At 44.4% G+C, this 21,978-nt stretch carries 19 protein-coding genes; 5 read left to right on the forward strand and 14 right to left on the reverse strand.

Annotation, left to right across the window (positions count from 1 at the left end; all coding sequences use genetic code 11):
- Window positions 1–5 precede the first annotated feature (5 nt).
- Complete coding sequence (locus ACE1CD_RS30320; RefSeq protein ID WP_374827147.1) at window positions 6–1,397, forward strand: aspartate aminotransferase family protein; 1,392 nt, start codon at window positions 6–8, stop codon at window positions 1,395–1,397.
- 46 nt (window positions 1,398–1,443) lie between these two features.
- Entirely contained in the window at window positions 1,444–2,208 is a 765-nt protein-coding gene (locus tag ACE1CD_RS30325; protein WP_374800354.1) for a class I SAM-dependent DNA methyltransferase, read from the forward strand.
- A 1-nt stretch (window position 2,209) separates the two neighbouring features.
- Here the strand turns inward: ACE1CD_RS30325 and fghA are convergent, their stop codons facing one another.
- The 3 genes from fghA to ACE1CD_RS30340 all read right to left on the reverse strand — a co-directional run bounded on the left by fghA (window position 2,210) and on the right by ACE1CD_RS30340 (window position 6,375).
- Complete coding sequence (gene fghA, locus ACE1CD_RS30330) at window positions 2,210–3,049, reverse strand: S-formylglutathione hydrolase (protein ID WP_374827189.1); 840 nt, start codon at window positions 3,047–3,049, stop codon at window positions 2,210–2,212.
- Window positions 3,050–3,079: 30 nt separating this feature from the next.
- Complete coding sequence (locus tag ACE1CD_RS30335; protein ID WP_374827149.1) at window positions 3,080–4,192, reverse strand: S-(hydroxymethyl)glutathione dehydrogenase/class III alcohol dehydrogenase; 1,113 nt, start codon at window positions 4,190–4,192, stop codon at window positions 3,080–3,082.
- 650 nt (window positions 4,193–4,842) lie between these two features.
- Complete coding sequence (locus ACE1CD_RS30340) at window positions 4,843–6,375, reverse strand: SagB/ThcOx family dehydrogenase (RefSeq protein ID WP_374800358.1); 1,533 nt, start codon at window positions 6,373–6,375, stop codon at window positions 4,843–4,845.
- Window positions 6,376–6,619: 244 nt separating this feature from the next.
- Between ACE1CD_RS30340 and ACE1CD_RS30345 the strand changes: the two genes are divergently transcribed.
- Window positions 6,620–7,162, forward strand: coding sequence for a pentapeptide repeat-containing protein (locus ACE1CD_RS30345; protein ID WP_374827151.1), 543 nt, complete (start codon window positions 6,620–6,622; stop codon window positions 7,160–7,162).
- A 65-nt stretch (window positions 7,163–7,227) separates the two neighbouring features.
- Here the strand turns inward: ACE1CD_RS30345 and ACE1CD_RS30350 are convergent, their stop codons facing one another.
- The 4 genes from ACE1CD_RS30350 to ACE1CD_RS30365 all read right to left on the reverse strand — a co-directional run bounded on the left by ACE1CD_RS30350 (window position 7,228) and on the right by ACE1CD_RS30365 (window position 12,853).
- Window positions 7,228–9,951, reverse strand: a complete 2,724-nt coding sequence (locus ACE1CD_RS30350) for a GAF domain-containing protein (RefSeq protein ID WP_374827153.1) — start codon at window positions 9,949–9,951, stop codon at window positions 7,228–7,230.
- Entirely contained in the window at window positions 9,951–10,388 is a 438-nt protein-coding gene (locus ACE1CD_RS30355) for a response regulator (RefSeq protein WP_374800362.1), read from the reverse strand. Before ACE1CD_RS30355 ends, ACE1CD_RS30350 begins: the two co-directional genes overlap by 1 nt.
- 201 nt (window positions 10,389–10,589) lie before the next feature.
- Window positions 10,590–12,638 carry a PAS domain S-box protein gene (locus ACE1CD_RS30360; RefSeq protein WP_374827155.1) on the reverse strand — a complete coding sequence of 683 codons (2,049 nt, stop codon included), beginning with the start codon at window positions 12,636–12,638 and terminating at the stop codon, window positions 10,590–10,592.
- Window positions 12,639–12,649: 11 nt separating this feature from the next.
- Window positions 12,650–12,853: a hypothetical protein gene (locus ACE1CD_RS30365; RefSeq protein ID WP_374827156.1), complete on the reverse strand. Its 204-nt coding sequence runs from the start codon at window positions 12,851–12,853 to the stop codon at window positions 12,650–12,652.
- 83 nt (window positions 12,854–12,936) lie between these two features.
- On the opposite strand from ACE1CD_RS30365, the gene ilvC reads away from it, so the two are divergent.
- On the forward strand, window positions 12,937–13,932 hold the full coding sequence (ilvC, locus tag ACE1CD_RS30370; protein WP_190474874.1) for a ketol-acid reductoisomerase: 996 nt from the start codon (window positions 12,937–12,939) through the stop codon (window positions 13,930–13,932).
- A gap of 109 nt (window positions 13,933–14,041) precedes the next feature.
- Here ilvC and ACE1CD_RS30375 read toward each other — a convergent pair whose 3' ends face one another.
- The gene (locus ACE1CD_RS30375; RefSeq protein ID WP_374800368.1) at window positions 14,042–14,269 is read right to left on the reverse strand and encodes a hypothetical protein; all 228 of its coding nucleotides are present in this window, start codon (window positions 14,267–14,269) and stop codon (window positions 14,042–14,044) included.
- A gap of 85 nt (window positions 14,270–14,354) precedes the next feature.
- On the opposite strand from ACE1CD_RS30375, the gene ACE1CD_RS30380 reads away from it, so the two are divergent.
- Window positions 14,355–15,263, forward strand: a complete 909-nt coding sequence (locus ACE1CD_RS30380; RefSeq protein WP_374827158.1) for an EndoU domain-containing protein — start codon at window positions 14,355–14,357, stop codon at window positions 15,261–15,263.
- Between the two features lie 91 nt (window positions 15,264–15,354).
- On the opposite strand, the gene ACE1CD_RS30385 is transcribed toward ACE1CD_RS30380, so the two are convergent.
- The 6 genes from ACE1CD_RS30385 to ACE1CD_RS30410 all read right to left on the reverse strand — a co-directional run bounded on the left by ACE1CD_RS30385 (window position 15,355) and on the right by ACE1CD_RS30410 (window position 21,881).
- Window positions 15,355–16,053, reverse strand: coding sequence for a hypothetical protein (locus ACE1CD_RS30385; protein ID WP_374827159.1), 699 nt, complete (start codon window positions 16,051–16,053; stop codon window positions 15,355–15,357).
- An 85-nt stretch (window positions 16,054–16,138) separates the two neighbouring features.
- The gene (locus tag ACE1CD_RS30390; RefSeq protein WP_374827161.1) at window positions 16,139–16,930 is read right to left on the reverse strand and encodes a hypothetical protein; all 792 of its coding nucleotides are present in this window, start codon (window positions 16,928–16,930) and stop codon (window positions 16,139–16,141) included.
- Between the two features lie 450 nt (window positions 16,931–17,380).
- The gene (locus ACE1CD_RS30395) at window positions 17,381–18,811 is read right to left on the reverse strand and encodes an amidase (protein ID WP_374827163.1); all 1,431 of its coding nucleotides are present in this window, start codon (window positions 18,809–18,811) and stop codon (window positions 17,381–17,383) included.
- A 66-nt stretch (window positions 18,812–18,877) separates the two neighbouring features.
- Window positions 18,878–19,840 (reverse strand): protochlorophyllide reductase, encoded by a 963-nt coding sequence (locus ACE1CD_RS30400; protein ID WP_374827165.1) that lies wholly within the window; start codon window positions 19,838–19,840, stop codon window positions 18,878–18,880.
- 260 nt (window positions 19,841–20,100) lie between these two features.
- Window positions 20,101–20,925, reverse strand: a complete 825-nt coding sequence (gene map, locus ACE1CD_RS30405; protein WP_374827167.1) for a type I methionyl aminopeptidase — start codon at window positions 20,923–20,925, stop codon at window positions 20,101–20,103.
- A 212-nt stretch (window positions 20,926–21,137) separates the two neighbouring features.
- On the reverse strand, window positions 21,138–21,881 hold the full coding sequence (locus tag ACE1CD_RS30410; RefSeq protein WP_374827168.1) for a sulfite exporter TauE/SafE family protein: 744 nt from the start codon (window positions 21,879–21,881) through the stop codon (window positions 21,138–21,140).
- Between the last annotated feature and the right edge of the window lie 97 nt (window positions 21,882–21,978).

The raw sequence follows: 21,978 nt of genomic DNA on the forward strand, positions 1-21,978 counted from the left end.
TATACATGATTCAAGAAGCAGTTAATTTGCCGCAAAGTTATCTGAGTAAATTTATCGATCGCTATAACAAGCGCACCCAAACATCCAAACAATTCACCCAAAAATATCGCCCGATTCTAGCCGATCCCAGAGTTTCGGATGGATTCAACTTTTTTGTCAAAGAAATGTTGTATCCGATTGTGGCCAAGCAATCTTTAGGTTCCAAAATATGGGATATCGATGGCAACGAATATATCGACCTAATCATGGGATTCGGAATCAATCTCTTCGGTCACAATCCACCTTTTATCAAAGAAGCATTGCAAGAGCAACTCGAACTAGGCATCCAGATAGGGCCACAAATAGAACTTGTGGGTGAAGTGGCTGAATTAATTTGCCAATTGACACAAATGGAACGAGTTACCTTTAGCAATACAGGCACAGAAGCAGTAATGACAGCAGTGCGTATAGCCAGAGCGGTAACAGGTCGTCATAAGATTGTTTTATTTTCTGGTTCTTATCACGGTCATTTTGATGGCACGCTAGCCAAAGCGCAAGCAACGCCGATCGCTCCCGGAGTCCTGCCAAATTTCGTTGCAGATATTTTGGTTTTAGATTACGGAAATCCTCAGTCACTTGAGATGATCGAATCCCAGAAAAATGAATTAGCGGCTGTTCTAGTTGAACCCGTACAAACTCGGCGACCAAACTTTCAACCCAAAGAATTTCTGTTGCAATTAAGGCAATTAACAAAAGAATCGGATATACCGTTAATCTTTGATGAAATGGTGACAGGTTTCCGAATTCATCCCGGAGGAGCGCAAGCTTACTTTGGCATTCAAGCAGACATTGCTACTTATGGAAAAATTGTCGGTGGCGGTATGCCGATCGGAATTATCGCCGGCAAAGCTGTTTATATGGATGCCATTGATGGCGGTATGTGGAACTATGGCGATAACTCTTCTCCTCAGACGAAAAAGACATTTTTTGCAGGCACGCACTGCAAGCATCCACTGTCAATAGCTGCTGCACGCGCCGTACTAAAACATTTAAAAATGCAGGGTTCTGCACTTCAGGAAAATTTGAATCAACGCACGTCTCAGTTGGTGATAACGCTGAATAATTACTTTGAAAAAGAAGGATTACCCATCCGGTTAGCGAATTTTGGTTCTCTGTTTGGCCCTGCTGTCTCAGGTAATGATGATTCGGATAATTCGACTTTTTCGGCAATTATGGATCTGTTATTTTACCATCTCATCGACAAGGGAATTCTCTTGCGAGGTGTAGGTAATTTCTTGTCTACATCTCATACAGATGAAGATTGCGATCGCATCATTCAAGCTGTTAAAGATAGCGTCGCAGAACTGCAAGATGGAGGCTTCTTACCAAAAGTTTCTCTCCAAGCTTCCTACATATAAGTCCCGATGATTTCAACCCCACTCATAGCGCCAGGAAAAACCTTTGATGTCTTTAGCAACTGTTTATAACGCATACAACCCCTTTGCCAGAATATATAACGAATATTGGGCAGCGGATATTGCCAAGAAAACCATACCACCTTTGGAGAAATTGCTGATACCGCACATCCCCGAAAGAGCGCGGATTATTGACCTTTGTTGTGGTTCTGGACAAGTGACACAACAGCTACTAAAAAGAGGCTACCAATTAACTGGAATCGATGGCTCTGAAGAAATGTTAGATTATGCTCGAAAAAATGCACCTAGCGGTGAATTTTTACTAGATGATGCACGTTTTTTTAAACAGCCTCCAACTTTTCATGCAGTGATTTCGACAACTGGCTCCCTCAACTATGTGATGAACCTTGAGGAATTGACAAGCGTCTTCCGAAATGTTTATGCAGCACTGCTGGAAAATGGCTTGTTTGTCTTCAACGTATATTTGGAAGCAGAATATCAGTCAGATTGGAATGGTAGTATGTCTGGCGATATTAAAGATGATTATGCTTGGGCAGTTCGGCAGATCTACGATCCAGAAAACAAAATTGGCGAACTTAAAGTCACCATATTCCAACTCGTAGAAGGAAACTGGCAGCGCACAGATACAACGATTCAAGAAAAATGTTATTCCAGCGCAGAAATTCAATATGCGCTGGAAAATGTGGGCTTTACGGAAGTCAGCGTTTATGATGCAGAACGCGAACTGGGAGTAGAGCGATCGACTGGTAATACTTACTTTGTTTGTCGTAAGTCCTTAAGTAAGTATTCCTAATCTATACTTTACCCAAAGCAGCAGCATGGTGTGCAAAATGATCGCCAATAAATGACGCAATGAAATAGTAACTGTGATCGTAACCGAGTTGTTGGCGTAGAGTCAGGGGATGATTGACTTCCGCACAAGCTTTAGCAAAAATATCCGGACGCAATTGTTCTTCCAAAAATTGGTCTGCGTCTCCCTGATCGATCAAAATTGGCAATCGTTCTGAAGTCAGCTTCACCAAATAGGTTGGATCGTAACCGATCCAGTCAGATTCATTGTCGCCCAAATAATTCCGAAAAGCTTTTTGTCCCCACGGAACTTGCGAGGGAGCGACAATCGGAGCAAAAGCTGAGATACTTTTAAACATACCCGGATTTTTGAGCGCGATCGCTAAAGCACCGTATCCCCCCATTGAATGTCCGAAAATGCCACGACGATCGGACAAAACAGGGAAGTTAGCCGCAATAACTTGCGGTAATTCCGATACCACATAATCGTACATTCGATAATGCTTTGCCCAAGGCATTTGCGTAGCATTCACATAAAATCCCGCACCCGTTCCCAAATCCCAACTTTCCTCTTCTCCTGGCAAATTGCAACCGCGAGGACTGGTATCGGGAGCAACTACAATTAAGCCATATTTCGCCGCATATTGTTGCGCTCCCGCTTTGGTGATGAAATTTTGTTCTGTGCAAGTTAATCCACTCAACCAATAGAGAACTGGGCAAGATTGAGACTCAGCTTGCGGTGGTAAATACACGCCAAAATTCATTTGGCAGTTGAGTACTTGGGAGTAATGGCGATAGACATTTTGCCAACCATCAAAACTCCGGTTACGGCTGACTGAAGTGATGTCAGTAGGAAGTTGTTGAGACATGAATTTTTATCTGTACAAAATTACAGAACGAATGCTTTTACCAGCGTGCATCAAATCGAATGCGGTGTTGATTTCTTCTAAAGGCATCGTCTGAGTGATGAACGGATCGATCTGAATTTCGCCGGACAAATACTGTTCTACATATCCGGGAAGTTGCGATCGTCCTTTCACACCACCAAACGCACTACCCCGCCACACGCGACCAGTCACGAGTTGGAACGGACGAGTGCTAATTTCTTCGCCAGCACCAGCCACACCGATAATAGTTGATTCTCCCCATCCCTTGTGACACGCTTCCAAAGCAGCTCGCATTAAATTGACATTGCCAACGCACTCAAAAGTATAATCGGCACCGCCATCTGTGAGGTCAATAATTACTTGCTGAATCGGTCGATCGTAATCTTTGGGATTGATACATTCTGTTGCGCCCAACTGCATCGCCAGTTCAAATTTACTGGGATTGATATCAACTCCAATAATGCGTCCTGCTTGCGCCATTACAGCACCTTGCACTACGCTTAAACCAATTCCACCCAAACCGAATACAACAACTGTCGATCCGGGTTGCACTTTCGCTGTGTTTAATACAGCACCAATCCCTGTAGTAATCCCGCATCCTAACAGGCAAACTTTTTCTAACGGTGCGTCTTTATTAATCTTAGCGATCGCAATTTCTGGCAATACAGTGTACTCGCTAAAAGTGCTAGTACCCATGTAATGATAAATCGGCTGTCCGTTTTTACTGAATCGACTCGTACCATCGGGCATCAATCCTTTACCTTGAGTGGTACGAATTGCTTGGCAAAGATTCGTTTTTCGTGACAAACAAAACTTGCATTGTTGGCATTCCGGGATGTACAGCGGAATTACTCGATCGCCCGGTTGAACGCCAGTCACACCAGCACCAACTTCTTCCACAATACCCCCGCCTTCATGCCCTAAAATCGCCGGAAAAATCCCCTCCGGATCTTTACCTGAAAGGGTGTAGGCATCCGTATGGCAAACACCAGTCGCCACAATCCGAACCAGAACTTCCCCTGCTTTTGGCCCTTCCAGGTCAATCTCTTCAATTTCTAGAGGCTTCCCAGCTTCCCAAGCGATCGCAGCCCGTGTTTTCATAATCAATTATATGGAATCTACTCAAAGCGGTACGATATTCATTTTAGCGATTCGGGTGGAAACATTAGCAAATCAAAAGTGAAAAGTTAAAATTCAAAATTCAAAAACTGATAGAAGTAGCAACTTGAGCTACAATACCAACACTAGACCTTATCCAAATTTACTAAAAACTACAATTTGGAAGACAAGTTTGTTTCCGATCGTTCGCTCAATTCAGCGAATATATCCTAATCGATTGAGCCAGATATTACGTCATCCAATATAATAAAACAGCCGAGAATAAATGGCTGTTAAGCGAATATGAATCTGAAGACACCGTTTTAGCAATTAAGTTTGAAATTAAATTGAGGGAAATTTCCGATGGAATGGACTTTACAGAAAGCAATTAGCGATAGTTAATATAGCGGCTCGCTTGCCAAGTTTCAATAAATCATTGAATGGCAGTATTTGCCGGATTTTAATTAGTGAAAACACTTATCAATATATTAAACCCCCGTCAGGACTTTTGACCGAAAAAAATGGTTTCAAGCCTCTTATTTCCAGGAGAATCATCAAAAAATTTTTCCAAATTTAAAGCTCGGTCATTTTAAGGCCAAGCCAATCCAAAATCCAAAATCTAAAATCGTGTGACTTTTGACTTTTGACTCGCCTCACGATCGCGGACGCCCCAAAGTGGTGATGTACAGAACTGCTTCATCAGCTGGGATACCCAACACTTCATTCACCTGGTCATCAAAAAAGCCACCGATACCGCTGACTCCCAAGTTGAAGCGCATAGCAGCCAAATTCAGCCTTTGTCCCAGATGACCCGCGTCCATATGCAAATAGCGGTAAACGCGATCGCCATACTTCGCCACAGACCTTTTCAAGTCAGCCGTGTGAAACACCACCGCCCCTGCATCCCGTCCCAGTTCCTGTCCCAGGCACAAGTAATGCAACTCTCGTCGGAAGTTTTTAAAGCGAATTTGTCGCAATTCTTGGGCTAGCGGTGCGTAATAATAGCAGCCATCCTCTAACCCATCCACCCCTGAGACAGCAATAAACGTCTCGATTAAACTCAGATCGAAATAATCTGGAGAACCATCTAAACCCTGGTCAATGTAGTGCTGCGGTTGATAGGTGAAATCCAGTAAAGCGTTCAGTTCCTCCAAAGTGAGATTAGCGCCTGTGTAAGCGCGAGTGGAACGACGTCTGAGAATATTGTGTAAGAGCGCTTCCAGCTTTTCTCCCCAATCGATCGCCCTTGTCGCCGTAGAAACTTTCAGACAAAAGGGAAAGTTGTACTTATCTTGCAAAGATTTCCCTGTCGCGTCCGTCATCTTTGGCGCGTTGGACAAATCAATCCTGGTAGCGCGATGGAAATATCCCAGCAATTCCCCATCCGCTACTTGAGGATAATCGGTTTGAGTCCCGGAAGGCAACGCTGTCCGAGCTAGCGGCAAGTTTTGTTTGATATCCAGTAAGTCTGCCAGAGGAATTACAGTTATAGTACTTTCTTCCTCCGAGTTGAGGTAAAGCAAGTTGTTGACCGACTCATCGGCAAAACCGCCAATCAAATGGGGACGGTAGTCATTCATCGCGCAGGCTAGCTCGATATTGCCGAGTAAATGACCGGTATCTAAATAAATCCGTCGATAGGCGCGATCGTGATAGCGCCAAGACGATCGATAAAAAATCGCTGTCGTGACGATCGCCAACTGAGTGCTGTCTAAAATCGGATGCCAGAAACAAGCATCTTGCAAAGCCCTCCAAACATCATTTTCCCAAAAATGAATCAGCGAATGAGTTTTGGGCTGATAGTTATACAATCCTGGCGGCAGTAGCGGCGTCCCGCGAGAAATCAAATACACTTCAGCTGGATACAGCCCACCGGCGGAAGGCGTTGACCTCAGATACATCGGCTCTGCATTCATCATCGGCATCGGCATTTTCGCCGTCAAGCCGTAGCTGCAAAACAGCAACTGCGACAGACGCCGCCACCACTTTACCTCCGCGCTCACAGCTGCTTCGGTTTCTTGTTTCAGATAGGGTCTCAGGTCAAAGGAAGTGCCAATTTTGTATTCCTTGAATGGCACAGGTTGCTTCGACCAGTCTAAACCCTGACTTTTGGTAGCAATCGTTTCGGGGTCATATTTGGTGCGCTCGTGGTAATGCTGAGCGATCGATCCTCGCACTTCTGCCATACAAATTATCAGATGCTTCTATTTCCTTTCGATCTTGGCATTTACCGCACCAAAAGTGTTATCGCTAGCTACCCCCCCAAGTGCATCTCTTTTACAAATCTTAAAAAAAAATTAGAAAAAATGTGTCCCCCGTTACCAACGGTTTACATTTAACAGTAATACGTGAGTATAAATACTCACGATATTAAATATAAACTTTTTTTATCAATTCGTGAGAGTAGAAGCTTTTAAGATCGACAGCAAGATGGAGCAGTTAAGCGCGGAGAAATTGTTGGCTCAATACACCGGCGGAAAAAGAGACTTTGAGCCGATCGACTTGAGCGAAGTTTACTTATTTCAAGCCGACTTACGGGAAATTAATCTCAATAGCAGCAAGCTGAGGGGAACCTATCTGCCCTATGCCAACCTAAGTGGGGCCAATTTGCACCAAGCTCAACTGGAAGCTGCTGACTTAGGTGATGCCCAGCTGTACGAAGCCAATCTGTCCGAAGCAAACTTGCAAGGTGCGAATCTATCCAGAGCCAATCTGCGTTATGCTAATCTACGCTCTGCAAATTTGTCGGGTGTCAACTTGCAGGGAGCAGATTTACATTATGCAGATCTCAGTTACGCTGATTTACGATACGCCAATTTAAGTAGAGCGAATTTAGAACAGGCTAACCTGGAAGGAGCGCAACTGGCAGGTAGCAATTTGTTTCGCGCCCAGCAAATCGATTTATCCAAAGCATTGTTCGATCGCACCACAATTTTTCCTGATGGCTATCGAATAGATACTCCTTTGCCATAGAAGACTTTTAGTTGTTAATACTCAGACCGAATCTGGGTTAGCTACCCCATTTTTCTGCCTTAATGTTATTCCTTTTCCCACTTACCCATTCCTCCGCTCCCTCCCAGAATAACAGGGGTAATTGCAGCGGATTTGGGCTCGGGAATTTTTGCAGGTATATCTGGCAAATAAATACTGAATTTGCTACCTTTACCGAGTTGGGATTCCACACTCAAATCGCCACCGTGCAATCTCGCTAAGCGCCGCGTCAGCGCCAATCCCAAACCCGTTCCTTCGTATTTTCGGTTGAGTTTGCTATCCAACTGAGAGAAGGGTTGAAAAAGAGAAGAGATATTTTCTGGAGCAATACCGATTCCCGTATCAACTACCGTAAAAGATATCCCGTGAGGCTGCTTGCAAGCTGTTAAAGAGACTTCACCTACAGCAGTAAACTTAATTGCATTCGAGAGCAAATTCAGCAGCATTTGCCGCAAGCGGCGTTCGTCAGCAATACAGAAATGCAGTTGCGGGTCAATTTTACTTGTTAGTTTCAACCCTTTTTTGTATGCCCGCTCTCCTACAATTGATAAGCAAGAATAGCATAAATCGGGAATTACTATGGTGGCCAGGTCTAAATCTTCTTTACCTGCCTCCACTTTCGCCAAGTCGAGAATATCATTAATCAAAGACAGTAGATGTTCGCCACTACTATGAATGCAACTCATGTACTCCAATTGTTTGGGATTTAGAGGCCCGTAAAACTGTTCGATCAACATCTGAGATAATCCCAAAATCGAGTTGAGCGGAGTCCGCAATTCGTGGCTGGTGTTAGCCAAAAATTCGCTCTTGGCACGACTTGCTGCTTCGGCTGCAAGTTTTGCCTGCTCTAATTCTTGAGTTCGCTGTTTTACTAATTCTTCCAGGCATTCGTAGTTTAAGGCATTGTAAAGAGCAATTGTGGCTTGGTCTGCAATTCTCTCCAGTATATGAATTTCGTCTTGAGTAAAGGTTCGCTGAGAAATTGTGGTGTGCAATGAAATGCCGCCGAAGATTTGCTCGTGAATAAAAATGGGCACACTAAGCACGGAAAGGGTCTGCAATTGCTTTGCTTGAACTTGTCGGGTCAGCTTGCTGGGCAATCGTGCGTAATTGGGAGCATGGAAAGCTTTGTGACAGTTACATTTAGAAGCAGGAGCTAGCAGGTCTAGCCAATCTGATATAGCCGCTTTGAAATCCAGCATGGAGGGTATTTCATCGTTGGCTCGCCATTCATTCAGTACTTGAATTTGCTCGGCTTCTAGGCTATACAAAATTACCCGATCGACACCAAAACATTGTCCTGTTAGTTGGACAATTTGCTGTAAAATATGTTGTGGATCGAGGCTGCTGTTTAGTGTCCGACCGATCTGGTTGAGTAATTGCTCTCGCTCAGCTTGCTGTTGAACTTTTGTGAATAGTTGGGCTTGTTGGATAGCGATCGCTACTTGCGTTGCCAGTTGCTTCAACAAATCGATTTCAAATTGCTGCCATTGCCGTATACTAGAACACTGATGCACTACCATTGCTCCCCATAAAGAAGAGGGGGGGAAAAAAGCATTGCTCTCTGTCTGTGATTCGTTACTCATCCCGGAGCTTTCTTCCTTACGACACAGGAGAGGTACCGTAACCTTTGCCCTGATTTGAAGTTGAATCATCAATTCCAAATGTTTGGGAGACAATTTGGCTCGCTCAATATCGTTAATCACCTCGGTATTTAAAATATTTTGTTCTTTTTGCTCTTCTTTAAACCAGTATTTGTGAAGGTCGATCGCCTCTTCTATCGTCCAATCAGGAGTAGTTGAAGCTGTAATGAGCGTGCCATTTTGCTCATTGTCAAAGCGATATATAGTGACGCGATCGGCTTGCAAAAATTGTCTGATTTCTTCTACCGTCGTTGCCAGAATCTCATCTAGATTTAGGGATTGTCGAATTCGGAGAGTTATCGCTGCAAGCAAACGTTCTGATTCTGCCTGCTTTTGCAGTAGAATTTCTGCCAGTTTGCGCTCTGTAATATCGCGGCAATTGACAACAATACTTGTTACTCCTGAAGGTTCGATAAAGTTTTTACTGATTGCTTCCAGAATGCGCCAAGAAGCATTTTTATGTTGAAAACGCATCTCTGTGGATGCAGCAACGCTGGGATTTTGAATTACTTCAGTGAAGGTATTGATGACATTATTGATATCCTCACAATGAATGTAATCCCAAATGCTTTTATCGATTAATTCCTCTGGTTTGTAGCCTAAAACTCTCTCTACAGAAGGACTTTCGTACCGTATTTTTCCATCGCTACCGATGACTGTAATAATGTCTAAAGCATTTTCAATTAGGGAACGAAACCGTTCTTCGTTTTCTCGCAAAGCTTGTTCTGTTTTGCGTCTGATGCGCCGCTCTTGGGCTTCCCGCAATTCGCGCTCGATCGCAGGCACCAGTCGCGCTAGCTTGCCTTTGGTCAAATAGTCGTGGGCTCCTGCTTTCATGGCAGCTACTGCCACATCTTCGCCAATAGTGCCCGAAACGATAATAAAAGGCAAGTCCAGCCCTTTTTGTTTCAATAAATTCAACGCAGCGGGAGCGCTAAAACCGGGTAGGGAGTAGTCAGCTAGAGCTACATCCCACTCCTGTTGCTCTAGAGATGCACTCATAGCGGTAGGCGTATCCACCCGTTCGTATATAACGGCATAACCGCCCCTCTCTAGCTCGTACACCAGTAACTCAGCATCGTCTTCTGAGTCCTCTATCACCAAAACACGCAGCGAAAAATTAGCCATTACGTTGACAGTGCTTTGTTTAAAAATAGCCAGTATAACCCCATATGCCTTACAGCTTCAATGAATTGAAGATAGTCCACTGGTTTGCGAATGTAGCTATTACAACCTAAGTCATAACTTTTTATGATATCCTCCTGTTCGATCGATGTTGTAAGAATAACTACAGGAATGAATTTTGTGCGCTCGTCGGTACGCAGCCTGCGTAACACTTCCAGCCCATCCATTTTAGGTAACTTCAAATCCAGCAGCACTACCGATGGTTTGAAGCTGACATCGCGGTTTGCGTATGCACCCATACCCAGTAGATAATCCAGTGCTTCTGCCCCATCACGTACTACCATCACCTCCCCCAAAAGGTTGCTCTCCTCGAAAGCTAACAAAGTTAACTCTTCATCATCTGGATTATCTTCTACTAATAAGATTTTTTTGTAATTCACATTCGTCTCTCAATTGGTAATTGGTAAATGGTAATTTGTAATAGTTTACTTTTGACTTAGGCAAGAGGGCGTCGGGCGTCGGGCGTCGGTAAGACGGAAAACGGAAAAGGGGCAGAATTAATATTTTTCCTGTTTCCCTCCTCCCTCTTCTTTTTGACTTTTGACTTTTGAATGAGTGACTTTTTTAGACCCTAGTTTCTGCTAAAGGGTAAAGTAGAAAGTTGCACCTCGATCGACTGCGGCTATTGCCCACACTCGACCGCCGTGTCGGTGAACGATGCGCTGTACTGTTGCTAGCCCGATGCCTGTACCGGGAAACTCAGCTGTATTGTGAAGGCGTTGAAAAGCACCGAAGAGTTTGTCAGCATAAGCCATATCGAAACCAGCACCGCTATCGCGCACAAAGTAGGCCATTTGGCCATCCGGTTGTAGTTCGCATCCGAACTCTATGTGCGATCGTATACCCTTGGAAGTAAATTTCCAGGCATTGTTAAGCAAATTTTCCATAACGACTCGCAATAGCCGCGCATCTGCCTGGGCAACAAGTCCTTCTGCAATCTGCCATTCCACTTGACGCTGCGGCTGTGTCTCTTGAAGTTCTTGGCAGATGCTTTTGGCTAGAGCGCTCAGATCGACTTGCGTGCGGTGCATTTCGCTGCGGGTCACCCTCGACAAAGTGAGCAAATCGTCGATCAGTTCCGCCATCCGCTGGCTACCCGCACGCACCCGTTGCAGGTAATGTTTGCCTTTCTCATCCAACTTATCCGCATATCGTTCTAGTAATGCCTGACTGAAGCCATCAATACTTCGCAATGGCGCACGCAAATCATGAGAAACTGAATAAGAAAAAGCTTCGAGTTCTTTATTAGCTGCTTCCAATTGTGAGGTTCTTTCCATCACCCGCTTCTCTAATTCTTCATTGAGTTTGATAATTTCCTGTTCGGCTCTTTTGCGTTCTGTGATGTCTCGGCTAATTGTGGCGATCGCTATTGGTTTACCTGTTTTTGCATCCGCAATCCTAAAAGCATTTTTATGTACGATTATTGGCTTATTATTTTGAAAATTCCTAAACCTATATTCACCTTCCCAACGTCCGTTTCTAATAATCGCCGGTAACACCCGCTCCATATAATCGCAGATATCTTCTTTCATCAAAAAGTCGAATACCACAGTTCTCTTAGCTTCTTCTATATTATTGATACCCACAAGTCTTTGACCCGCATCGTTCAGGAATATTATTTTTCCATCCAGAGAAGCTAAGGCAATATAATCAGAACTATTTTCTAGCAATGATATTAACTGCTGTCGTTCTTTTTCAGCTTGCTTGCGCTCGGTAATATTTTGCATCATCACCATGCCAGAAACAACTTCGACTGACTCATTTTTTACGGGTAGCGTATGTAAGAGATAGATGCGATTGGCAAAAAATATTTCCGAAACTGTCTCTTTTCCATCTAGTGCTGCTTGATACATTGGTTCGGCAATTTCGCAAAATTTAGGCGGGAATATTTCCCAAAGTGTCTTGCCTTCCAAGGATTTTTTAGAAAGACCGATCGAAGCCAGTTCCGTACCTTCGGCAATTGTATAGGTGAGTTCGCGATCGAACAAGGCAACCGTACCGTTTGGAAAATTTCTGGCTAATGTTTTGTATAGTTCCTCACTTTTTCTTAGCGCTTCCAGAGCCTCTTCGCGTTCTTTTAATATCTGGGCATTTTCTAACGCTACTGCCGCACTGGCAGCCAAACTTTGCAGTACTGTAACGTCATTACTATCGAATGGGAGACTATCTGCTTTGTTGTGCAGTTCAAAGCAGCCTATCAATTCACCTCGGCGGTTAAAAATAGGAATATTGATAATGTTATAAAAACCGAATTCTTCGTACAAGTACGGGAGGACGTGCGGGTCATTTGCTGGAGCGTTAGAAATGTAATATTCCCTTGTCTCCATCACTCTACCCGGAACCCCAACTCCCCGTGCAAATACTAGATTTATGGATCGGATTGTTCCATTTTCTCGGTACTCGCTAAAAAACATTTTATCTTGGTTAATCAAGCCATAAGTACCCGCTCCTGCTTCGACTAATTCCATTGCTGAAGCAACTAAACTTCCCATAACAACTGGTATTTCGAGAGCTAAGTTTAGCTGATGAATAGCGCGACAGAGAATCTCCAATTGGCGAGTACGCCTCAACAAATCTGATTCTATCCGCTCGTAATCGGGGTTAGGTCTTTCCAGATCTCGATCCATCATAGGTGCTTTATTTATTCAATCAGTTGCAGGCTGATTTGAGCTTTACTACTAACTATATATTGATAAGAAATATTTTTAATAAAAGTGCGCCCGCCGTTTAGGTTTAAAGGCTGCATACAATTATCGCCCAAACCTTGTATTTGAGAAAGAGCGATCGCATCCCATCTAGTTTGCTCTCGCACTCCCTGCTTCCTCTTGGCAAAATCGTATCCCACATAACCGATCTGACACCACCGTATTTTGGTATGATTAAAAGTTTGCAGAGAACGACAACGCTTGCACCGAAGGAGTTGCCCTTATGGCCCGAATGTACTACGACGCTGATGCCAATTTAGACTTATTAGCCAATAAAACCGTTGCCATCATCGGCTACGGTTCTCAAGGCCACGCTCACGCCCTCAACCTCAAAGATAGCGGCATAAACGTTATTGTCGGATTGTATCCCGGCAGTAAATCTACTGCCAAAGCCGAAGCAGCCGGGTTAGCTGTCCACAGTGTAGCTGATGCCGCCAAAGCAGCAGACTGGATTATGATCCTGTTGCCCGATGAAGTCCAAAAAACAATCTATAAAAACGAAATCGAACCGCATTTGACCGAAGGTAAGGTACTGTCTTTTGCCCACGGCTTCAATATCCACTTCGGTCAAGTTGTTCCCCCCGCAAATGTAGATGTGGTGATGGTAGCACCGAAAGGGCCAGGACATTTAGTGCGGCGCACTTACGAACAGGGAGAAGGAGTTCCCTGTTTGTTTGCAGTGTATCAAGATGCGACCGGACAAGCACGCGATCGCGCAATGGCTTACGCTAAAGGTATCGGCGGTACTCGCGCCGGTATCCTGGAAACCACTTTCCGCGAAGAAACCGAAACCGATTTATTTGGCGAACAAGTTGTACTCTGCGGCGGTTTGAGTGCCTTAATCAAAGGTGGTTTTGAAACCTTAGTGGCTGCTGGCTATCAGCCCGAATTAGCTTATTTTGAATGTCTCCACGAAGTCAAACTCATTGTTGACCTCATTGTGGAAGGCGGCTTGGCCAAAATGCGCGACAGCATCTCCAACACAGCGGAATACGGCGATTTAACTCGTGGCCCTCGCATTGTCAACGACCAAACTCGCGCTGAAATGCGTAAGATTCTTCAAGAAATTCAAACCGGTCAATTTGCCCGTGAATTTGTGTTAGAAAATCAAGCAGGTAAGCCCGGATTTACTGCCATGCGCCGTCAAGAAGCCGAACACCCAATTGAGGAAGTCGGTAAGGATTTGCGGGCAATGTTCAGCTGGCTGAAAAAAGCTTAGTCTCGGTAGTTGCTAGTTGGTAATGACCAATTTCAGATTTCGGATTTCAAATTGCAGATTTATTGAAATTTGAAATCTGAAATCTAAAATTTAAAATTTACCTATGACTCTATTGTTGCTTGGGATCTTGTCCTTTTTCCAGTTTCTGGATCTCTTGTTCTCTAGCAGCATCGCGATTTTTAGGTCTGATCCATTTGGGAATCAACCCAACTACAAAGTTTCGACTTTGCACACTAGCACTGCGTACCTGTGGGGGCAGAAATGTCAAGCTGTCGCCAGCAATGATAAATCCCGCCAGTAGGATAACAAATATAAAGCCTAATGTCTTTTTATCCATTTTTTGCTGACAATTTCACTAACCCTTCTATTGTAAATTTTCCCCGAAATAGGTAAATTTATCTCAATTCACGAGGATTTCAATTGTGTATTATATCACAACTGCGTGCAGGTACGGACGCGATCGCACAATAAATCTATTGGCTCTCAATCTAACGAAGGCATTATTATGGCAAGTAATTGCTGCTGTAGCCATAGTTAGCTATTCCCCTACCCCCATCGCCCAAGCCACTTTATCGCGTTTGTCTACCCCGATTGCCCAAGCAACTTCATCATCACAGTTAAAATTATTTTTTGATACAGTTAATAACCCAGAACAGCTTGGTTTTCCACGCGGAAAGAAAGTAGACATCACACCACCAGCACCCCAACTGAGTGAATTCGATCGAGATGTACTAAAAACCTGCGGCGAAATAGGCACTAAACTAAAAGCCAGCGATTTCAAACAATTGATGTCAAATCACCCAAATGTCCTACGCGAAATCAAACAAGCTGTCGGCGGTCAACTGCTACCTGTGCGGAATACAGAAGCAGAATTTCTGGATGACCTAACGGCTATTTGGTCGAAGCGAGAAGGATTTGAACATATTTTCTGCGGCGAATTAGAAACTCCCACAAAGATTGGCGGACTGCATTATTTCGGTAGATACCTTCAATTGCAAAATCAAGGAATTGGGGGACGTTTACCCAACAACTTACAAAAAGAAGAAGTAATTCCTGGAGTTGTTTATACTTTGGGAGTGGTAATTAAAAAAGGCGATCGAACTTGGCGAGACCCCCTCAAAGGCTACCCTTTGGTCACCGATGCGAAAGAACTCCTATTAGATGCAACCAAAGCATTTAAAGCGCAGGGAAATGCACAGGGCGCTTGCATTTTACCAGTGCAAGATAGAGATACGGGTAAATCATACAGTGCCGTTTTTGTCAAGAGTAGAGATGCGATCGTCACTTTTTATCCCGACGCCACTCCCAGCGGTAAACCTTGCAGGAATTAAAAACATTTAATGCGGTTTTTTCTTGATTGAGATATACAGAAATCCTGTTTCTTGAAGAAACCGGGTTTCTGGGTTAACAAATTAATAACACTCATTTACTATATAAGCTGAGTATTTCATTGAGTTTACTAACTTCTAATCTCATTTCAGCCATTTCTCTCTCAAATTCGGCTTGACTGAGTAAACGCCCTTCTAGATAGCAAGTTTGACCTTGAAGCCAGTATTTACTACAGCCTGACTTAGCTGGAAGAGATTCCATGTTTGCGATACGTATGTTTAGGTCGTTTCTTTGATTTTCTATCTCAATTCGCTTTTGCGTTGCTATTTCAGCCTCAACACGAGCTTTGAGCAAATCTTCGTTATTTTTGCTATGCCAAATTCCTGAAATTTGTTTGACGTCATCTCTGTTAGAAGAGCCAAAAGATAGTGATATATTCAAAGGTATAGAGATAAGTGTAACACCAACTAAGGTTGATGACAGAATAGCCAAGCTAATCTCAACACCCAATAAAAATTTGAGTCGTTTTGCCATTTTTAACGCTTCCTTTAAAGAATAACGAGGTTTAGTAGTTATTTGGGATTTAAAAATTAAAGTCCCCGTCCAAGGCTCGACATCAATAGTATCTCTTATTTGCTCCTGTTTAAGTAACCGATCGCACTCAGAATTTGATATTCCTAATTTATCTGCTATTTCTGTAGCCGAAAGCCCATCGGGATAACTGTATAGCAGAGTATGTAAAGCTTCTTGATAGGGATGGGGTTTGTGAAAAAATTTGTTGATTTTAAACATAAAGCCTCTATATTAAAGGTTTGGGTTAAAAGCGACTCGGGGGCAATACTATTCCGCCGTCGGTGGGATTTAGACTTAGGTTAGCTTAAGGGCTCGTAGTAGGGCTATCGGTAGGACTTGGAATTAGATCGGCTTCAGGACTGGTGGTAGGGCTATCGGTAGGACTTGGACTTGGATCGGCTTCAGGACTGGCGGTAGGGTTATCGGTAGGACTTGGACTTGGATCGGCTTCAGGACTGGCGGTAGGGCTAGGCGAGCTCTTGACAATATTGTTAAATATCTCTTTTTGTAACTTAGCAGGATCTTCAGCTTCAGGTGGTGCAATCTGTTCTTCCAGAATAACTTTAGTATAAGCTATCAGTTCATTAACTTTATCCTGATCTTCCGGAGAAGCAATTGCACTAAGTTCAAGTTTTTTATTGAGCCTCCAGATGTTTTGATCTAACTTACCTATCTGCAAGTCAACTTTATCAATTTTAGTCTTCAGCCAATTCAACGAATACTGTAAAATTGCTGTCCGTTCAAGTAAGTTGCAAGTTACGATATATTTGTCACACTGCCTAAGTAATTCTTCATGATTGCTTATTCCCAGCCTTGGCAATTCCTCCCTGAGCTTTTCGTAATAAGTTTGGTGTTCGCTAGAGTAGCGATCGTAAATACTTTGGAGTTCATTACTACGTCGTGATTGAAGTTGCCGAAGTAAATTTTCAGCTTCTTCAATTTTATTTTTAATGCACTCCCTATCTGAACATTGATTTTTTGAAAATATGATATTACAACCCGCTGTCATGCTACCCGTAGTTATAATTAGTATTACTACTAATATTTGAATTAGTGCAAATCGCTGATTTAATTTTTCTTCTCTCTGCTTATCCATAAGCTTTTTCTCCATTAATCACTATTCTGCCATCAATGTAAAAAATTCGTAATTGCGATCGCGTGTTAGCAAAGCAAAGTTGAGCTTATAGTAGTTTAGAGTATGCGAACTTGCTAGACATTAAAATTTTTTTTGTTAGAGAATTATTAATCTTGGCTACAGAATTAGACCCCCGTACAGGCGCATCTAGCTCATCCGTATATTAGCAGAAATCCCAAGAGAAGTGACAAACCATAAGAAGAGCATAAGGTGGGCAATTCTCACCCTACGACAGCAGTTCTAAATGATTAATGAAATATTCTCTCTTGCCTTCGTGTCCTTCCCGCCTATACGCTAACGCGCAGGCGCAGTTCGTAAAAAAATTCAGCAAAACCTGTAGGCTGCCTCAGAAGAGCATAATTTGCGGAATAATCATTAATTTTATCGCTCTGACGCACCCTACTTCTTGAATTATGACAGCGCAAAAGCAGGACGCTTCCCAATCCAAGGTTTTGCAGCTTCAATTTGTGCAGCAAGAGAAATGAGAGTAGCTTCTTGTGCAGGTCGTCCGACAAGCTGAACGCCCAGCGGTAAGCCATTGGAATCGAAACCGACAGGAATGGCGATACTCGGCTGTCCGCTAGCATTAAAAGGCGGACAGGGAGCCACCCAATTAGCTAATTTTGGCATAGTTTCTTCCGGACTGAGATTAGCCCACTCGCCAACGCGAATTGTCGGATGCAAATAAACTGGCAACACCAAAACATCAAAGTTATCGAAAAAGCCAACTATTTGCCTTGCAATAACTTGCATTTGGCAAACAGCTCGCAAATATTCACCAGCATTGCAAGTACGTTCTGCTAAATAGCGATTCACAGAACCCAGCGCTTCTTTAGGAATACCAGATGCCGCTACACCCGAAAGCCAAACTGTGGTGAAAGGCTCTACCAAACCGTTAAAATCCGGACAACCGGGTGCAACGTTATGACCGAATTCTTCTAAAAGTTTGACAATTTCCAGAACGGGTTTTTGGCATTCTTCAGAAGCTGCACCGATTGGTGGAATTGCCGTCGCAAAAGCAATTCGCAAACGATCGGGTTTTTGACTGCTAGCGACGAGGAAAGAAGGATTGGGATCTGGTAACCAATAAGGATCGCCAGTGACATAGCCAGACATGACATCCAGCAGTGCGGCGGCGTCTGCAACAGTACGAGCGATCGGCCCATTGGCACCGATCCCGCTTTGCCGATCGCCTATCGGTGCGTAAGATACCCTACCCCTAGAAGGTTTGATTCCCACTAAACCGCAACAACAAGCTGGGCCCCGAATTGAGCCGCCACCATCAGAACCTTGCGCTAAAGCACACAATCCAGCAGCGACAGATGCAGCCGCACCGCCACTCGACCCCCCCGGAGTATAATCCAAATTCCAGGGATTGCGAGCCGGTGGAAACCCAGGCGGTTCAGTATAAGGCAAAGAACCCAACTCGGAAGTAGCAGTCTTGCCCAAAATAATAAACCCAGCCTGCTTAATTCGGACTACGACGCCATCATCAAAAGCAGCCACCTGGCTCCTCAACACTGGCGTACCATAGCTACAAGGCACACCAGCAACAGCGTTAAGGTCTTTAATGGAAATCGGGACGCCAAAAAAAGGCGGCAAATCTGAGGTATCGCTTCCACCCAGCTGCTCCGTTTTAGCTTTCGCATCTGCCAGAGCCAGATCTGCCATTACCGTAAAATAACTGCCCAGTTGAGTATCCAAGCGCTGGATACGTTCTAAGTAAACTTCAACCAATTCCAGGGGCGATATTTCTTTGCTGCGGATCAGCCGCGCCTGTTCCAGCGCGGGAGTAAATGCTAGATCGACTTTAGAAGCGATCGGTTCTCGGTCATCAATCATCGCAGTTTCTCCCGTGCTTAGTACGATTCAATCTGGCTTATCGATTGTAGGTTGAGTTGAACCCGATCACCCCAATCCCACTAACTTATAGCTCAGTTCCCACATCCGCACAGCATTTTCATCATCGCGAGCTTGGGGAGATACCTGTTGCACAAACGACTTACGGTTTTTCTTCTGGCGATTCCCCCAGCTCCAGTAAGCACCCGATTGTCTGTATTCCGGATCGGCGACTACCGCCGCCACCCTCTCGCCAGCCAACTCTTGAGATACGTATCCCCCCGTGACGTACTTCTGGAACAAGGGGAAGAGTTTCTGAAATAGGGGATAGTGATTGCGAAATAGGGGAGTTTCTGCAACGCATCCCGGATAGAGAGAACTGAAGGTAATATCGGTTGAGGAGTGAAAGCGGCGATGCAGTTCCCGCATCGTCAGGACGTTGCAGACCTTGCTGTCTTTGTACGCCTTCACCGGTTCAAACTTCTTACCATCAATCATGGAAATCGGATCTTTAAATCCGGCGGCAAAACCCTCAAAATTGCCTAAATCCGGACGCGGCGGAATCTTTCCGCCCAGTTCGTCGGGGTTGTGGGTCACGGTTCCCAAAATCACCAACCGTCGATCGCGATAAGATGACCGTTTCATATCCTCCAGCATCAGGTTGCACAGCAGGAAATGACCCAGGTGATTCGTGGTAACGGTCAATTCGTAGCCTTCTGGACTCCACAACGGCTCTTTTAATAAAGGCATATAAATGGCAGCGTTGCACAGCAAAGCGTCTAGGGACAGACCCCTTGCCCTAAAGTTTTCCACAAATCGTCGCACGCTCTGTAAAGAGCCCAAGTCGATATGGATGAGGGTATAGCTGTCTGAGGGTATTCCTACACTTTGAGCTGCTTTTGCCGCTTTCTCTAAATCCCGACAGCCCATGACTACGTGCCATCCTCTCTTCACCAGCGCTTTAGCGGCGTACAAACCGACTCCCGACGAAGTACCCGTGATTGCGACTGTTGGCTTGCGAGGTTGTTCCATTTTGTCGATCCTCCTGGAGTGCGAACTTTGTTGTCTCGATCTAATTTTTCCAGTTCTCAGCTCCTGTTTCACACCGGAAGAGGGAAAGGGAGAGGGAGAGTGGGGGAGCGGGGGAGCGGGGGAGTGGGGGAGTGGGGGAGCGGAAGAATTAATATTTTCCCTCTTCCCTCTTCCCTCTTCCCTCTTCCCTCTTCCCTCTTCCCTCTCCCTTTTCCCTCTTCCCTTTTCCCTTTTCTCTCTTCCCTTTTCCCTCTCCCTTGTCAAACCTTGTCGCGATCGGTCAAAATCTCATAACCGTCTTCGGTCACCAGTACCGTATGCTCGAACTGGGCAGACAGAGAGTTATCTACCGTCACCGCAGTCCACCTGTCCGCTAGAATGCGCGTGAATTTAGAACCTGCATTCACAATCGGTTCGATCGCTAATGTCATCCCCGCACGCAGCTTCACATTCGGCATCTCGCGGGTGCGGAAGTTAAACACAGAGGGTTCTTCGTGCAAGTTGCGACCTACCCCGTGTCCGGTAAAATCTTCTACTACTTTGAAGCCGTTTGCTTCTACACAATCCTGAATCGCACCGGCAATATCCATCAAATAATTTCCGGCTTTGACTTGCTCGATACCTTGATAAAGTGCTTCTTCTGCGACTCGAATTAATTTAGCTGCTGCTGGCGTTACTTCACCTACTGCGATCGTGATGCAAGAATCGCCGTGAAATCCTTCGTAGTAAGCACCTGTATCTATTTTTACTACATCTCCCGTGCGAATCACTTTTTTCGGATTGGGAATGCCGTGTACTACTTCGTTATTAATACTGGAACAAATAGAACCGGGAAATCCGTGGTATCCTTTGAAACTCGGTGTTGCTCCCATTTCCCGAATCCGCTTTTCTGCGTAGGCGTCCAAATCCGCCGTTGTCATTCCAGGCGCGATCGTTTGGGAGATTTCTTTTAGGACTGTGGCGACAATTTTTGCCGCCTCTCGCATAATTTCGATTTCTCTTGCCGACTTAATTTCAATACCTCTACGTTTTTTCGGGCTGGGAGATGAAACGGTTTGGGAAAGCAAATTGGTGAAAATATTCATCAAAAAAAACTCCGTTCGTTTGGGAAACTGTGTACCTTTAAACAATCAGCAGAACTGATGAATTAATACTCAAAAATACTGATGAGAAAATTTTCCCAACAGAATTTAAGGGCAATATCTCGTTGCCTGCGGCAGTCTATATTATTTAACTTATCGGATATTTCCGCGATTGGGCAAAAAATCTACCCTCACAAGCAATTAAGCGAAGCATATTATGTATGGGATGGCGACGACGAAGGATGTGCGTCGGGATTTGGGTGTTTGTGAGGATTTTCCGGCAAAGTTACGCGATGCAATTGCATGAGCAGTGACTTGTGAGGAGGCGCAGGTAGCCAACCTAACCGATGAATTCCCATCCAGACGGTCAGAGTGCCCAACAGTAACATTGCCATTGCCAGATAACGTTCCAGTTTGGGAATTTTGAGTTTTTGAATCAGGATACCAAAGCCTACCATAGCGGGCATAGTGCCCAATCCAAAAATAAACATTCCCAAGGTAGCGATCGCTAGAGGTTGCGTAATGGCAAGACTGAGTGCCATTGCGATCAAACCGCAAGGGATGAACCCCAGCAGCAGTCCTAACGGATAGGTGCGATACCAGGCGTTAACAGCGTAAAGTCGCCCAACACTTTTTTGATACCACTTATATTGCTCGATCGACGGTAACTTTCTCGGTAATATTTTTAGTTGGCCTAACGCTAGGTAAATCATCACCGCACCAGCAAGGATCAACAGCATTGACCGCCATCCTAACAGACCCTGTACAAATTGACCGAAGCTGCCAGCCACAAGTCCCAAAAAGGCGTAGGTTGTCGATCGACCTAAGCCGTAAAGTACGTGAGAATACCAATTATTTTTTGCTGGTATGCTGTAGCCCATCACAAAAGGGCCGCACATCCCTATACAGTGACCGCTGCCAATAAAACCCAGGATTAAAAACAAATAAAGACTGAGCATTTTTGCTTGCCTGCGAATGCGGGTAAAAATTGGGGAAGTAAAAGTAAAAAGAAAGAAAAATCCCAAATTTATGTTGGATATTTATTCTTTTTACCTT

The organism is Aerosakkonema sp. BLCC-F183 (assembly GCF_041929145.1).
In the GTDB taxonomy this organism is placed as follows: Bacteria; Cyanobacteriota; Cyanobacteriia; order Cyanobacteriales; family Aerosakkonemataceae; genus Aerosakkonema.

Bases quoted from the DNA above. Each gene is read 5' to 3' on its own strand.
- ACE1CD_RS30375 (WP_374800368.1), bottom strand. From the start codon at position 14,269: ATGGATAAAAAGACATTAGGCTTTATATTTGTTATCCTACTGGCGGGA.
- ACE1CD_RS30385 (WP_374827159.1), bottom strand. From the start codon at position 16,053: ATGTTTAAAATCAACAAATTTTTTCACAAACCCCATCCCTATCAAGAA.
- map (WP_374827167.1), bottom strand. From the start codon at position 20,925: ATGAATATTTTCACCAATTTGCTTTCCCAAACCGTTTCATCTCCCAGC.
- ACE1CD_RS30400 (WP_374827165.1), bottom strand. From the start codon at position 19,840: ATGGAACAACCTCGCAAGCCAACAGTCGCAATCACGGGTACTTCGTCG.
- ACE1CD_RS30325 (WP_374800354.1), top strand. From the start codon at position 1,444: ATGTCTTTAGCAACTGTTTATAACGCATACAACCCCTTTGCCAGAATA.
- ACE1CD_RS30410 (WP_374827168.1), bottom strand. From the start codon at position 21,881: ATGCTCAGTCTTTATTTGTTTTTAATCCTGGGTTTTATTGGCAGCGGT.
- ACE1CD_RS30345 (WP_374827151.1), top strand. From the start codon at position 6,620: ATGGAGCAGTTAAGCGCGGAGAAATTGTTGGCTCAATACACCGGCGGA.
- ACE1CD_RS30335 (WP_374827149.1), bottom strand. From the start codon at position 4,192: ATGAAAACACGGGCTGCGATCGCTTGGGAAGCTGGGAAGCCTCTAGAA.
- ACE1CD_RS30320 (WP_374827147.1), top strand. From the start codon at position 6: ATGATTCAAGAAGCAGTTAATTTGCCGCAAAGTTATCTGAGTAAATTT.
- ACE1CD_RS30340 (WP_374800358.1), bottom strand. From the start codon at position 6,375: ATGGCAGAAGTGCGAGGATCGATCGCTCAGCATTACCACGAGCGCACC.
- ACE1CD_RS30390 (WP_374827161.1), bottom strand. From the start codon at position 16,930: ATGGATAAGCAGAGAGAAGAAAAATTAAATCAGCGATTTGCACTAATT.
- ACE1CD_RS30360 (WP_374827155.1), bottom strand. From the start codon at position 12,638: ATGATGGATCGAGATCTGGAAAGACCTAACCCCGATTACGAGCGGATA.
- ACE1CD_RS30395 (WP_374827163.1), bottom strand. From the start codon at position 18,811: ATGATTGATGACCGAGAACCGATCGCTTCTAAAGTCGATCTAGCATTT.
- ilvC (WP_190474874.1), top strand. From the start codon at position 12,937: ATGGCCCGAATGTACTACGACGCTGATGCCAATTTAGACTTATTAGCC.
- ACE1CD_RS30350 (WP_374827153.1), bottom strand. From the start codon at position 9,951: ATGGCTAATTTTTCGCTGCGTGTTTTGGTGATAGAGGACTCAGAAGAC.